Source organism: Pantoea sp. y20, from assembly GCF_054903455.1.
The window spans coordinates 21,093-34,474 of record NZ_JBUBNJ010000002.1 but is presented as its reverse complement, the minus strand read 5'-3'; the positions used below and the strand labels follow the sequence as shown (position 1 = coordinate 34,474).

General features: G+C 58.0%; 11 protein-coding genes. 9 read left to right on the top strand and 2 right to left on the bottom strand.

All coding sequences use genetic code 11. The features are described from left to right. Positions 1-130 precede the first annotated feature (130 nt). From ACYAC5_RS19920 to ACYAC5_RS19885, 8 genes are all read left to right on the top strand, one after another. Positions 131-1,003: a hypothetical protein gene (locus ACYAC5_RS19920; protein WP_309837145.1), complete on the top strand. Its 873-nt coding sequence runs from the start codon at positions 131-133 to the stop codon at positions 1,001-1,003. Between the two features lie 159 nt (positions 1,004-1,162). Further along, complete coding sequence (locus ACYAC5_RS19915; RefSeq protein ID WP_462063213.1) at positions 1,163-2,776, top strand: ABC transporter substrate-binding protein; 1,614 nt, start codon at positions 1,163-1,165, stop codon at positions 2,774-2,776. Positions 2,777-3,346: 570 nt separating this feature from the next. Further along, positions 3,347-3,871, top strand: coding sequence for a GNAT family N-acetyltransferase (locus tag ACYAC5_RS19910; RefSeq protein ID WP_101761768.1), 525 nt, complete (start codon positions 3,347-3,349; stop codon positions 3,869-3,871). Positions 3,872-3,907: 36 nt separating this feature from the next. Next, positions 3,908-5,521: an ABC transporter substrate-binding protein gene (locus ACYAC5_RS19905; RefSeq protein WP_192414652.1), complete on the top strand. Its 1,614-nt coding sequence runs from the start codon at positions 3,908-3,910 to the stop codon at positions 5,519-5,521. Between the two features lie 12 nt (positions 5,522-5,533). Continuing rightward, the gene (locus tag ACYAC5_RS19900; protein ID WP_462063211.1) at positions 5,534-6,526 is read left to right on the top strand and encodes an ABC transporter permease; all 993 of its coding nucleotides are present in this window, start codon (positions 5,534-5,536) and stop codon (positions 6,524-6,526) included. Continuing rightward, entirely contained in the window at positions 6,523-7,356 is an 834-nt protein-coding gene (locus ACYAC5_RS19895) for an ABC transporter permease (protein WP_192235350.1), read from the top strand. The genes ACYAC5_RS19900 and ACYAC5_RS19895 overlap by 4 nt, the downstream gene beginning before the upstream one ends. Beyond that, complete coding sequence (locus tag ACYAC5_RS19890; RefSeq protein ID WP_462063209.1) at positions 7,353-8,960, top strand: dipeptide ABC transporter ATP-binding protein; 1,608 nt, start codon at positions 7,353-7,355, stop codon at positions 8,958-8,960. Before ACYAC5_RS19895 ends, ACYAC5_RS19890 begins: the two co-directional genes overlap by 4 nt. 10 nt (positions 8,961-8,970) lie before the next feature. Beyond that, positions 8,971-10,311, top strand: coding sequence for an LLM class flavin-dependent oxidoreductase (locus ACYAC5_RS19885; RefSeq protein ID WP_462063207.1), 1,341 nt, complete (start codon positions 8,971-8,973; stop codon positions 10,309-10,311). 84 nt (positions 10,312-10,395) lie between these two features. On the opposite strand, the gene ACYAC5_RS19880 is transcribed toward ACYAC5_RS19885, so the two are convergent. After that, entirely contained in the window at positions 10,396-11,181 is a 786-nt protein-coding gene (locus ACYAC5_RS19880) for a phosphate/phosphite/phosphonate ABC transporter substrate-binding protein (protein ID WP_462063205.1), read from the bottom strand. Then, on the bottom strand, positions 11,078-12,145 hold the full coding sequence (locus ACYAC5_RS19875; protein ID WP_462063203.1) for a fatty acid desaturase: 1,068 nt from the start codon (positions 12,143-12,145) through the stop codon (positions 11,078-11,080). Before ACYAC5_RS19875 ends, ACYAC5_RS19880 begins: the two co-directional genes overlap by 104 nt. 204 nt (positions 12,146-12,349) lie before the next feature. On the opposite strand from ACYAC5_RS19875, the gene ACYAC5_RS19870 reads away from it, so the two are divergent. Then, the gene (locus ACYAC5_RS19870) at positions 12,350-13,372 is read left to right on the top strand and encodes an LLM class flavin-dependent oxidoreductase (protein ID WP_462063201.1); all 1,023 of its coding nucleotides are present in this window, start codon (positions 12,350-12,352) and stop codon (positions 13,370-13,372) included. Positions 13,373-13,382 lie beyond the last annotated feature (10 nt).

The following is a 13,382-nucleotide window of genomic DNA, read 5'->3' as shown; positions in this document are numbered from 1 at the left end:
TAACCTCAGAAATAATACCTCCATAAAGCATCATCAACCGCCTCTCAACAGGATTTAAATAAATCCGGGAGCATGAGGGTGATTTTTTAAAAAATTTTATAATTGATAACCAGGCACACCACACAGCAATATGAAAAGCAAACAGCAACTCACAGCATTAATTCACCAACGCGCAGCCGAGATTAAGTCAAATGACAACATCTCATTAGTTATGCAGAAGCATTACAAACTATTGTTCAGACTGTATCTGACTAAGCCGCTCTATTTTAAAGTCATTTTCAAAGCTAATCGCTTTATTATTGGCTCGGCCATCATGGCGTACGCCTTCACCTCAGCAAACCCAACGCTGCGTGATGTTAAAGACTTTTGTAAAAAAAGCGGTCTGATTAGCGACAACACTATTGATTCCTTTCTGCTCTTTATTCGGGTAGGTGGGCGTATGGAAGTTAAAAAGGACGCGCAGGATAAACGAAAGTTAACCTACACGGTGACCCGTAAAGCGCTGGATGAAACGCGGGCTTTAATTAATACCATGATGATTCCTTACGGTATGTTGTACGACGATTTCGATGTTTCGGCTTGCCTGAAAATGGAAAACTTTCATGCCGAATACTTCAAAAAATACGCTGAAATCACGCTCAAGCATGTTTACTTGTTCGATATGGTGCCAGAGAGTAAAGCCTTCATTTTCAGGGATGCCGGGCACATGCTGTTGATGGATCTGTACATCGAGAGTCTGCAACAAAAAACCACTGTTATTGAGTACAACTACCTGAAAACGTCAGTGAAATGTGGGGTTTCGCGTTCGCACATCAAACGCTGCCTGCAGGACGCTGAAGCAGCCGGGTTGCTGACGCTGAACAAAACCAGTAATACGCTCATTTTGCATCTCTCCTTTATGCACATGGCGCTGGATTATTTTGCGGTTTATATGGCCATGGTCGAGTACGGATTACGCGGTTTATCGGGTGTGCCTCCACTACCGGCGAGCCTGTCACGATAATCTGTTTTTTTGCTGATTAGTGATTTGCCAAATTCAACAAATCGATTGCCACTATTGTCGTTTTACATTTATTTGTCCGGGTTTTAATAATTCAGCGGGAATTAATACAGGCCAGATTAAGGCCTTACATAATATTTACCTGCAATTACCAAGGACACTATGAAATTAACTTCAATAGCTTTGGCATTAGGTTTTAGCCTCCTGGGAAGCACGATTAACGCGGTAGCCGCCGACCAACCGGTAAGCGGCGGCAGCCTGACGGTCGGTGTTGAAACCGAGCCGACCACTTTTAACCCGCAGCTTAACGGTCAGGACAAAGCGGAAATCACGCTGCGTAACTTCTGGGAATCGCTGCTGGCGCGCCGCCCGGATGGCAGCTTTGTGCCGTGGCTAGCGCAGAGTTATGAAGCCAGCCAGGATGGCAAAGTGATCCGCTTTAATCTGCGTCAGGACGTCACCTTCTCTAACGGCGAGAAGTTTGATGCCAACGCGGTGGCTGATAACTTCCGTCAAACTCAGGTCGCGCAATACTGCGCCGGCACCAGTTTGTGCCTGATGGGTTCGCATATTGAGAAGATTGAAACGCCGGACGATCACACGGTGGTGATCACCCTGAAAGAGGTCTACTCACCGTTTCTGTCCTTCGCTGCGGGCTTGCAGATTCTGGCGCCGGCCAGCTGGACATCTCCACAGCTGAAATCGGGCGGCAAAGATCTGGCGGGCACCGGGCCTTTTATTCTCGAAAGCTATGAGAAAGGCCAGCAGGTGACCTACGTTAAAAACCCGAAATACAACTGGGCGCCAGCCACCGCGCAGCATCAGGGACCGGCGTATCTCGATCGCGTGACCTATCGCTTCCTGCCGGAATCTTCGGTGCGCACTGGCGCGCTGCTGTCTGGTCAGGTTGATGCCATTGAAGGCATTTCCGGTAACGATGCCGGTGAGTTCAAAGACAATCCCGACTTTACCTATCAGCATGCGCTTAACACCGGTACGCCATATTCCCTGTTCCTCAACGTGGAATATGGCCCGACGCAGGATGTGAAAGTGCGTCAGGCATTACTACAAGGGCTGGATATCGATCCGCTGCTGAAGTCGGTGTATCGCGGCGAACGCACCCGCGCGTGGGGCATTACTTCGCCTATCGATCCGCTATACAACAAAGAGCTGGAGGGCAAATACGGTAACAATCCGGATGCGGCCAACAAGCTGCTGGATGAAGCAGGCTGGAAAACCCGCGATGGCGAAGGCTTCCGCACCAAAGATGGCCAGCGTCTGCGCATTGAGCTGATTCAGGCACAGGCAACGGTGCGCGACCAGCGCGATGTGCTGCTGCAGGCGATTCAGGCGCAGGCGCGTCAGCGTCTTGGCGTGGATCTCAAGCTGAACTACGTTGATTCTGGTACTTATGCCGATGTGCGTAAAAGCGGCAAGTTTGGCACCATCGCCAACTCCAACACGCCAACCGATGGCGTGGATATCGAAAACCACTATCGTCCGATCGCTCAGGGCGGCGCAATTAACTACAGCCGCGTCAACGATGAGAAGATCAATGGCTTGCTGGATAAAGCCGCCAGCACGCTGGATCTTAAGCAACGCCGCGATTTCTACAGCCAACTGCAGCAGGTCGCGCTACCGCAGCTGGCGCTGGCTGTGCCGCTCTACGAACCGGAAGATCAGTTAGCCACCGCCAGCTACGTGCACGGCTACGGTTTCCGCAGCTATAAGCAGATGCCAGAAAGCGTTTACGATGTGTGGGTAACTAAACCGTAATATCGCCCGTTCCGGCTCCGCCTTTCGCCCGCGTCCTGCGGGCTCTCCTGGCTTCCTAGCTTCGTTCAGCGCTGCGGATTGCCTGCCCAAAAGTGGCCCCGGCCTGCTTAAACTTCTGTGCGTGTTTTTGAAAAGGGCACATTTGCTAAAGGCGCTGGCGCGTCTGCTGCGGCAAAAGGGCTATCCGCAGCGCTGAGGCTTTTACGTTGGGCCAGGAGCCTCACGCAGGGATGCGTGAGGCAGTTCGGGGCCGGCCAGGACGGCCGATCCGCGAACGGTCCGTTTGGCACAACGTTGAAGCCGAAGGTACCGCGTAAGCGGCGCGAGGACGGCCCGTGACGCAGCAGATGTGTCAGAGCCTGCTACCTGTTCAAAGCAAAATGCTTGCTTAACTGACAGTCATTACTCCATTAATGGCGACCCTACGAGAGTTTTATTTCCGTGGGCATTATTGCATCGCAATAAAATACCATTTCCCATATTCAACAAATCGATTGCCGTTATTCTCGGTTTACTTTAATCCGCCGGATTTTAATACTTTCGGCAGGATTGAATAAGGAAATGGTCACCATGAGTCAGCTAATTGAAGTTGCCAAGCCCGACGATGCGGAAGAAATATTTGCGCTGTTGCAACGCGCCTATGCTGCGCTGGTGGCGCTGGATGTACATTTCACCATTTCACAGGGCAACGTCGAGCAGGTGCGCCGCGTCATCGAGCAGGAAACCGTGCTGGTGCTGCGCAAATGGAAACGCGCGGTGGCGACCGTCACGGTGCGTTTTCCGTGGCAGCAGGATGAACATGCGCCTTCGTCGCTGCCGTTTATCCACTGGTTCGCCGTCGACCCTGATTACAAAGGGCAGGGCTACGGCCGCGACATCATCACCTACGCGGAAGAAACCCTGCTGAAAGAGACGCTGAAAGCGCCGGGCGTCTATCTCGCCACCGCCATCAAGCATCCATGGCTGAGCGAGCTCTATCTGCGTCGCGGTTATCAACCGTTCCATCACCGCACCAATCCCTTAGGCGAAGCGCTGGTGTTTCTGAAAAAGGAATTCAACCCACCAGCCGATCAACCCATCGCCAAAATCGCCTGAATAACTAAAAAAGCACCTGCAACCACCAAGGATCTTATGAAAGCGAATTCAATCACTCTCGCGCTGGGTGTGACTTGCCTGCTGGGAAGCGCATCTCTTTTTGCCGCTGAGCAACCGCGCAGCGGCGGCAGCTTAACCTTCGGCGTCGAAACTGAACCCGTGCCGTTTAACCCGCAGCTGAATGGGCAATCCAAAGCGGAAGTGACGCTGCGTAACGTGTGGGAATCGCTGCTGGCGCGTCGAACCGACGGCAGTTTCGTACCCTGGCTGGCAGAAAGTTATGAGGTCAGTCCGGACGGCAAAGCGTATCGCTTTAGCCTGCGCCGCGACGTCACCTTTTCCAACGGCGAGAAGCTGGATGCCAATGCGGTGGCCGAGAATTTCCGCCATGTGCAGGATGCAAAGTATTGCGCCGGCAGCAGCATCTGCGCATTGGGCGCGAGAATTGCCAGCGTGGCGACGCCAGACGATCACACCGTCACCATCACGCTGAAGCAGGGCTATTCGCCGTTCCTGTCGTTCGCCGCCAAATTGCAGATTCTGGCACCGGCCAGCTGGAACTCGCCGCAGCTGAAAGCCGGTGGCAAAGAGATTGCGGGCACCGGGCCGTTTATTATCGAGAGCTACGAAAAAGGCCAGCAGGTGACATTCGTACGCAACCCGCACTACAACTGGGCGCCCGCCACCGCTAAGCATCAAGGCCCGGCCTATCTGGAACGCGTGACCTATCGCTTCCTGCCGGAATCCTCGGTGCGTACCGGCGCGCTGCTGTCCGGGCAGCTGGACGCGATTGAAGGGATTTCCGGCAATGACGCCGGTGAATTCAAAGACAATCCCGATTTCACTTATCAGCACGCGCTGAACACCGGCACGCCATATTCGCTGTTCCTTAATGTGGAATACGGCCCGACGCAGGATGTGAACGTGCGTCAGGCGTTACTACAAGGGCTGGATATCGATCCGCTGCTGAAGTCGGTGTATCGCGGCGAACGCACTCGCGCGTGGGGGATTACTTCGCCGGTTGATCCGCTCTACAACAACGATCTCGAAGGTCAGTATGGTAACAATCCCGCTGCCGCCAACCAACTGCTGGATGAAGCGGGCTGGCAAACGCGCGACAGCGACGGTTTCCGCACCAAAGACGGCCAGCGTCTGAGCATTGAAGTGATTCAGGCGCAGGCAACGGTGCGCGATCAGCGTGATGTGCTGCTGCAGGCGGTTCAGGCGCAGGCGCGCCAGCGTCTCGGCGTGGAGATCAAACTGCGCTACGTCGATTCTGGCACCTACACCGAGGTGCGCAACACCGGCCACTTCGGCTCGATTGCTAACTCGAATACCGAAACCGACGGCATCGATATCGAAAACCACTATCGCCCGGTAAAAGCTGGCGGGCCGATTAACTACAGCCGCGTGAACAGCCCGCAAATCAACGGCTGGCTCGATCAGGCGGCAGCGACGCTGGATATTAATCAGCGCCGTAAATTCTACAGTCAGCTGCAGCAATACGCGCTGCTACAGCAGGCGCTGGCGATCCCGCTGTATGAACCAGAAGACCAGATCGCCACCGCCAGCTACGTGCACGGTGCCGGTTTCCGCAGTTTTAAACAGATGCCGGAGAACGCGTACGACATCTGGCTCAGCGACCACTAACAGGAGGCGAAGATGAGTCTGGAAAGCATTGTCACCCGCACGCCACGCGCGCGTCGGCCATCGGTGTGGCGCAGCGACCTGACGCGCCGCATCGTCAGCCGCCTGCTGGGCGGCGTTCTGGTGCTGTGGGCGGCGGTTTCGCTGGCCTTTCTCGGCGTGCATCTGGCGCCGGGCGATATCGTCAGCCTGCTGATCGGTGAGCAGCTGCGTACGCCAGCCATTGAGGCGGCGATCCGCGCCGAATGGGGCCTGAACGAACCGCTGTGGTGGCAATATCTGCACTATATGTGGCGCGTGCTGCACGGCGATTTTGGCCGTTCTTACATGCTCAACACTGAAGTCAGCCATCTGCTGGCCACGCAGCTGTGGCCCACCATCAAACTGACGCTGGCGGCGCTGCTGGTCAGCATTATTTTTGCGGTGGTGATTGCCGTCGGCACCGCGCATCGTCGCATTGGCCGCCGCGTGGCTAACGGTGTCGAGCTGCTGCTGGCCTCCACGCCCTCTTTCTGGATGGGGATCGTGCTGCTGTTTATTTTCAGCTTTACGCTGCGCTGGTTCCCGGTGGCGGGCGATCGCTCGCTGTCGTCGCTGGTGCTACCGGCGCTGGCGCTCGGTCTGGCGCAGGGCGCGGTGATCGCTCAACTGCTGCGCCGCGAGCTGGAGCGCGCGCTGGATGCGCCATTCACCCTAACGCTGCGCGCGTGGGGCGTGGGGGAAATCACCATTCGTCTGCGCCACGCGCTGCGTCATGCGGCGCTGCCTGCCGTCACGTTAACCGGCTGGCTGGTGGGCGGATTGCTGAGCGGCGCGGTGATTACTGAACAGGTATTTGGTCGTCCCGGTCTCGGCAAACTGACCGTCGATGCAGTGCTGGCGCAGGATCTGCCGGTGGTGCTGGCGGTAGCCATTCTCTCGGCGCTGATCTACGTGGTGATGAGCACCCTGGTTGACATCCTGTCGCTGTGGATTGATCCGCGTTTGCGCGGGGAGAGCAAATCATGATTGCCGTGCTGCAACGTCTTCCGGTTGCGCTGCCCGCCGCGGTATGGGCAGCGATTCTGTTTCTCATTGTATTGGCTATCGCGGTGATCGCGCCACAGTGGCTGGCGCACAGCGATCCGCTGCTGGCCGATCCAGTTAACGCGCAGCTGCCGCCGTCGGCGCAGCATTGGCTGGGCACCGATCAGCTGGGACGCGATCTGCTGACGCGCGTGATCTACGGCAGCCGCTATTCGCTGCTGATCAGCGTGGCGGCGATGGCGCTAGCGGTGGTGTTTGGCACCTTGCTGGGATTGGCGGCGGCGCTGGCGCGTGGCGTGGTTGATGAGCTGTTGAGCCGTGCGGTGGATGTGATCTCCGCCTTTCCCGATCTGCTACTGGCGCTGATGCTGATTGCCTTTACCGGGCCCGGCACCAACAACCTGATTATCGCGCTCGGCGTTGCGTCGGTGCCGCGTTTTGCCCGCGTGGTGCGGGCACAAACCTACAGCGTGATGACCTCCGGCTACGTTGAGCAGGCGCGTACCTTTGGCCTGTCACGCTTCACGCTGATCACGCGCCACATTTTGCCGCACGCCATTGCGCAGGTGCCGGCGCTGGCCACGCTGGGGCTCGGCACCGCGATTATCGGTACCGCCGGACTGAGTTTCCTCGGCATGGGGCCGCAGCCACCGACCGCCGAATGGGGCCTGATGCTGGCGGAAGGACGCAATTATCTGCGTAACGCATGGTGGATCGCCGTGTGGCCGGGTGTGTTTATCACGCTGACGGTGATTGCGGTGAATACGCTGGGTCGTTACTGGCAGGCACGTTTTGAAGGACGATCCGCATGAGCCAGCCGTTTATTGATATCCAGAATCTCTCGATTCGTTTCGGGCCGCAGCAGGTGGTGAAAAACCTCAACCTGCAGGTCGCGGCGGGCGAATCCGTGGCGCTGGTCGGGGAATCCGGTTCCGGCAAAACCCTGACCGCGCGCAGCCTGCTTGGCCTGCTGCCGGAGGGCGCAGTATTAACCGCCGACCGTTTCACCATTGACGGCCGCGATATGCGCCACGCCAGCCGCGGCAACTGGCGCGCGCTGCGCGGTCGCCGCATTGGCTATGTGTTGCAGGACGCGTTGGTGTCGCTCGATCCGCTGCGCCGCATTGGTCAGCAGCTGAGTGATGCCCTTAGCGCCGCCGGTCATCGCAACAATTTGCAGGACAAAAGCCTCGCACTGCTGAAGGCGGCGGGCATTCACGATGCCGAAAGCCGCCTCGAACGCTATCCGCATCAGCTCTCGGGCGGCCAGCGCCAGCGTGCGTTAATTGCTACCGCGTTGGCCGGTACGCCAACCTTATTGATCGCCGATGAACCGACCACCGCGCTGGATATGACGGTGCAGCGCCAGATTCTGCAACTGCTGGCGCAGCGCCGCCGCGACGGCCATGGCCTGCTGCTGATCAGCCACGATTTGGCGGTGGTGGCGGAACTGGCGGATCGCGTGCTGGTGATGCGCGATGGCGAAGTGGTGGAGCAGGGCAACAGCGGTCCGCTGCTCCATCGTCCGCAACACGCCTGGACGCAGCGCCTGCTGCGCGCGGTACCAACGCCCGCCACGCGCGGTCTGCGCCTGAGCGCGGCTGAACCGACGCCGCTGCCGCCGCGCCCGACACGCAGCAGCGCACCGTTGCTGCAAGGCATCGGCCTGCATAAAGCCTATGGCGATCGCCTGGTGCTCAACGACATCAACTTCACGCTGCACGCCGGAGAGACGCTTGGCGTGGTCGGCGAATCCGGCTCCGGCAAAACCTCGCTGGTGAAAGTGGTGATGGGCTTAACCGAACCGGACAGCGGCACGCTGCTGCTGGAAGGTGAGCGCTGGGATCGTCTGCCGGAGAAATCGCGCCGCGCCCGGCGTGCGCGCTTGCAGCTGATCGCGCAGGATCCGTTCAGCTCATTCGACCCGCGCTACACGGTAGAGAAAATTATCGGCGAAAGCCTCGACAGCGCCGGGATTTACGGCGATGCGCGGCGTCAGCGCGTGCGTCAACTGCTGGATGAAGTGCAGCTCGGCGACCGCTTCCTGCAGCGCTATCCGCAACAGCTGTCCGGCGGTCAGCGCCAGCGCGTGGCGATTGCGCGCGCCTTTGCACCGAATCCGGCGCTGCTGGTGGCCGATGAACCGGTCAGCGCGCTCGATGTTTCGGTACAGGCGCAGGTGCTGGATCTGCTGGCCGATATGCAGGCTGAACACGGCACCGCACTGCTGTTTATCTCTCACGATCTTGGCGTGATACAGCATCTGGCGGATCGCGTGCTGGTGATGCAGAACGGGCAAGTGGTGGAGAGCGGGGCGCTGCAGCAGGTGTTCGCCGCGCCGCAGCATCCGTGGACGCAAAAACTGTTACAGGCACTGCCGGTCATTCCTGACTGGCAGCCCGCGAACGCATATTAAGGAGAGCAGAATGAGTCAGACACAACGCCAGCTGCGGCTGGGCGCGATTATTCAGGGCGTATCCGGCAACATGTCGGCATGGCGTCATCCCGATGCGGTGGCGGATGCCAGCATTAACATCGATTACGTGCTGGATCTGGCGCGAAAAGCTGAGCAGGCGAAGATCGATTTCCTGTTTGTCGCCGATGGCTTGTACATCACGCCGCAGTCGATTCCGCACTTCCTCAACCGTTTTGAGCCGATCACCTTGCTGTCAGCGCTGTCGCTGGTGACCCAAAAAATCGGTCTGGTCGCTACGCTTTCCACCTCCTACAGCGAGCCGTTTACCGTGGCGCGCCAGTTCGCCAGCCTCGATCATCTGAGCGGCGGTCGCGTCGGCTGGAACGTGGTGACGTCGCCGCTGGAAGGATCGGCGAAAAACTTCTCGCGCAGCACCCATCCAGAGCACGACGAGCGTTACCGCGTTGCCAGCGAATATTTGCAGGTGGTGAAAGGGCTGTGGGATTCGTGGGAAGGCGATGCCTTTGTGCGCGACAAACAGAGCGGAGAATTCTTCGCCGCCGACAAGCTGCATACGCTAAATCATAAAGGACATTACTTCTCGGTGCAGGGACCGCTCAACGTCGGTCGCTCGCCGCAGGGCCGCCCGATTGTGTTCCAGGCGGGCGCGTCGGAAGCGGGCAAAGCCTTTGCCGCCGAAGCCGCCGATGCCATTTATACGCGCCAGGAAACGCTGGAGCAGGCGCGCGAGTTTCGTGAAGACGTGCGCCGCCGGCTGGCGGCACGCGGGCGCGATGCCGATGATATCCGTGTGTTCCAGGGCATCAGCGTGATTATTGGCGAAACGGAACAGGATGCCGAGCGCCGCTATCAGCAAACCGCCGAGCTGGTGACCATCGATAAAGCGCTGGAGTATCTTGGTCGCTACTTCGAGCATCACGATTTCAGCCAGTACGCGCTGGATGAAGCTTTCCCGGACATTGGCGAGCTGGGCAGCAACAGCTTCCGCAGCACCACCGACAAGATCAAACAGAACGCGCGCGAACGTGGCTTAACGCTGCGCCAGGCGGCGCTGGAAGAAGCGACGCCGCGTCCGAGTTTCCTGGGTACGGCGCAGCAGGTTGCCGAAGGGCTGGCAAACTGGTTCCTGCAGGGCGCAACCGACGGTTTTATCGTACGTGGCGGTACGCCAACGGCGTTTGATGATTTTGTGGCGCAGGTAATTCCGCTGTTGCAGGCGCGGGGTATTTATCGCAAAGAGTATGAAGGCGAGACGCTGCGTGAAAATCTCGGGTTGGCCGAGCCGGAAAACCAGTTCGCCGTGCAGCGTAGTAGCCAGCAGGTGGCATGAAGATTAAAACAGCGCGATGAATCGCGCCGCTGCGAATAGATGCACATGTTCGTCGCGGCGCAATTTATTGCTCAGGGTTGAATATCACAGGCTCGTCACGCCCAGCGCGGCGGCGCGATCTTTCCACTCCCGCACTTCGTCATAAAACGCCCGATCGCTCACGCTGAATCCACTAATCAAACTCTCCGCTAACAGATCCTGATAACGCTTTTCGCTGGTCAGTTCGCTCAACGCACTGCGCAATTTCTCGAGGGTTGCTGCATCGGTTTTGGCTGACGTAATCAGCGGCAGCGCGGCGCACAGCGGTGTTTCGCCGATGATCTCCAGCCCCGCCAGCTCCTGCGGGAAATTGCGGCGCAGCAGCGCCCAGGTGATGCAATCAATCGCCGCGATATCCGCCTCGCCCGCGCGCAACGCCGCCAGCGACTGACGATGGCTGCCGCTGAAGCGGGTTGCGCTGAAGAATGTCCCGTCCTGCGCCAGCGGCGCAATCACGTAGCGCAGCGAGTTGAAACCGGAGTGGGAATCGTTGCTGTTGCACACCGCGCGCCGTCCGCGAAAGTCGCTTAGCGTCAGGTTCTCATCTGCGCTGCGCACTACCAGCCAGCTGCGATAGCGCTGGCCGTCGCAGCCCTGGGCGCTGGAGAGGAAGGTGCCAACCAGCTGCACATCGGGCAGCAGCTCCACCAACGGATAACCACAGGTTTGGCTCAGCAGCAGCCGGTCATCGCGCCAGTGCGGCAGTAAATCCTGCGGCCAGCTCACTTCAGCTGGCACGCCGCGTTGTTGCAACAGCGTCGTTAGCGCTGAGGTCAGGCCGAGAGTCGCCTGATGGTTGATGTCGTACATCGGTAACGAAAGAGTGGGCATCCTGTGCATCCTTTTGCGTACCCGGATGGGCATTAACCTCGACCGATTTGCGCCAGAAGCGGGTTATCCATTCGCCATAACCGGCGACGCGAAAACCGTGGTTACGCTGGTGATAACCATCGCGATACAGCAAATAGACTTTGCGTAATCCGTACCACGGCAAACCGGGCAGATCGTGATGTACAGAATGATAGTTGAGATTGAGGAACAGCAAACGCCACGGCAACGCGGCTTCGTTATTGACCGAGCGCGCCAGCGGCTCCTCGTCGGCACGATGCTCGTAGAAGGATCGTACTTTGGTCAGCATCAGCGCAGGATAACTCACCGTCAGCACCAACCACAGCGGCGAGAAGCCGTGCAGCGTCATCCAGTAAAACAGCCCGCTCAGTAAGGTGAGATGAATAATCCACATCGCCATCGCTGGTTTATCGCGTTGAATAAAGGCATGCACCAGGGTTTTGAGGGTCGCGCCCATATCCAGCAGCGGGCCGATCAGCAAACGTCCGGGAAAGGTGTTGCGCAGATGAATCACCTGCTGCTGCCACGGCTTGAGTTGCGCCCAGCGCTCAGGCGAAAGGTAGTAGGTTTCCGGATCTTCATCGGGATCGGTCAGCGTGTGGTTGCGGTGATGCGCCAGATGCGAGTCCCGGTATAAGCCATACGGATACCACACCGCCAGCGGCAGCGTGCCGAACAGCTGGTTGAAACGGGGAAAACGCGTCGGGTGGCCGTGAATCAACTCGTGCTGCAGCGACATATACCAGGTGGTAAACAGGATCAGCAGCAGCGTGCTCAGCGTTAATCCCAACGTTTGCCAATAGACAACGCTGGCGAACCAACCGCCGTACACCGCCACCATCAATAGCCACGTTGGCAATTCGCTGCGCCACAGCCAGCTGCGCGCCAGTTGATGCACCACGTCACGCTGTTGCGCATTGAGATAGGCGGATGTCCCTTTACTCATGGTGAAGCCGAACCCGTAAACAGTGATTAGGCTTTTGACGATGATTGATCACCGTGATGAACACAAAGAATCTCTTTTTCTTAGTTATGCAAAAAAGTTGATGAAGCGCGCGAAATCTATTGGCTATCAGTCACCTCGTCTGTGGCGTAACCTTGCTGCATTGAAAACGTTCGAGCCGGCGCGGCTCACGAGGAGAATTTCAGCATGAAAAAGATTGGCTTCTTATCTTTTGGTCACTGGACCCCATCATCACAATCCGCCACCCGTTCGGCGCAGGACGTACTGCTGCAATCGATTGATTTAGCCGTCGCCGCCGAAGAGTTGGGTGCCGATGGCGCTTACTTCCGCGTGCACCACTTTGCGCGTCAGTTGAGCTCACCGTTCCCGCTGCTGGCGGCGGTCGGTGCGCGCACCAAAAAGATTGAAATTGGTACCGGCGTGATCGACATGCGCTACGAAAACCCGCTGTATATGGCGGAAGATGCCGGTGCGGCGGATCTGATTTCTAACGGTCGTCTGCAGCTCGGCCTGAGCCGTGGCTCGCCGGAGCAGGTTATCGAAGGCTATCGCTACTTTGGCTTTGATCCGCAAAACGGTGAGAGCGATGCCGATATGGGCCGTCGCCATACCGAGGAACTGTTGGAAGTGCTGCGCGGTGAAGGTTTTGCTAAACCGAATCCGCAGCCGATGTTCCCCAATCCACCGGGCTTGCTGCGTCCTGAGCCGTTCTCGGCCGGTTTGCGTGAGCGTATCTGGTGGGGTTCTGGCTCCAACGCGACATCTATCTGGGCGGCGCAGCAGGGCATGAACCTGCAAAGCTCCACCCTGAAAGATGATGAAACCGGCGAACCGTTCCACGTGCAGCAGGCGAAGCAGATTCGTGCTTATCGTCAGGCGTGGGAAGCGGCGGGCCATCAGCGTACGCCACGTGTTTCGGTGAGCCGCAGCATTTTTGCGCTGACCAATGACACCGACCGCGCGTACTTTGGTCGCAGTGGACAGGATCGGGATTCGGTGGGTTTCCTCGACGAGAAAACCCGCGCCATCTTTGGTCGCAGTTATGCCGCCGAGCCGGATCAGTTGATCAAACAGCTGGCGCAGGACGAAGGGATTGCCGAAGCGGATACGCTGTTGCTGACCATCCCGAATCAGTTAGGCGTGGATTACTGTACGCACGTCATTGAGAGCATTTTGACCCACGTTGCACCGGAGTTGGGTTGGCGTTGATGTAATAAAT

Excerpts from the sequence above, each read along its gene's own strand:
- ACYAC5_RS19905 (WP_192414652.1), top strand. The coding sequence starts at position 3,908 with ATGAAAGCGAATTCAATCACTCTCGCGCTGGGTGTGACTTGCCTGCTG.
- ACYAC5_RS19920 (WP_309837145.1), top strand. The coding sequence starts at position 131 with ATGAAAAGCAAACAGCAACTCACAGCATTAATTCACCAACGCGCAGCC.
- ACYAC5_RS19885 (WP_462063207.1), top strand. The coding sequence starts at position 8,971 with ATGAGTCAGACACAACGCCAGCTGCGGCTGGGCGCGATTATTCAGGGC.
- ACYAC5_RS19900 (WP_462063211.1), top strand. The coding sequence starts at position 5,534 with ATGAGTCTGGAAAGCATTGTCACCCGCACGCCACGCGCGCGTCGGCCA.
- ACYAC5_RS19875 (WP_462063203.1), bottom strand. The coding sequence starts at position 12,145 with ATGAGTAAAGGGACATCCGCCTATCTCAATGCGCAACAGCGTGACGTG.
- ACYAC5_RS19915 (WP_462063213.1), top strand. The coding sequence starts at position 1,163 with ATGAAATTAACTTCAATAGCTTTGGCATTAGGTTTTAGCCTCCTGGGA.
- ACYAC5_RS19890 (WP_462063209.1), top strand. The coding sequence starts at position 7,353 with ATGAGCCAGCCGTTTATTGATATCCAGAATCTCTCGATTCGTTTCGGG.
- ACYAC5_RS19870 (WP_462063201.1), top strand. The coding sequence starts at position 12,350 with ATGAAAAAGATTGGCTTCTTATCTTTTGGTCACTGGACCCCATCATCA.
- ACYAC5_RS19910 (WP_101761768.1), top strand. The coding sequence starts at position 3,347 with ATGAGTCAGCTAATTGAAGTTGCCAAGCCCGACGATGCGGAAGAAATA.
- ACYAC5_RS19880 (WP_462063205.1), bottom strand. The coding sequence starts at position 11,181 with ATGCCCACTCTTTCGTTACCGATGTACGACATCAACCATCAGGCGACT.
- ACYAC5_RS19895 (WP_192235350.1), top strand. The coding sequence starts at position 6,523 with ATGATTGCCGTGCTGCAACGTCTTCCGGTTGCGCTGCCCGCCGCGGTA.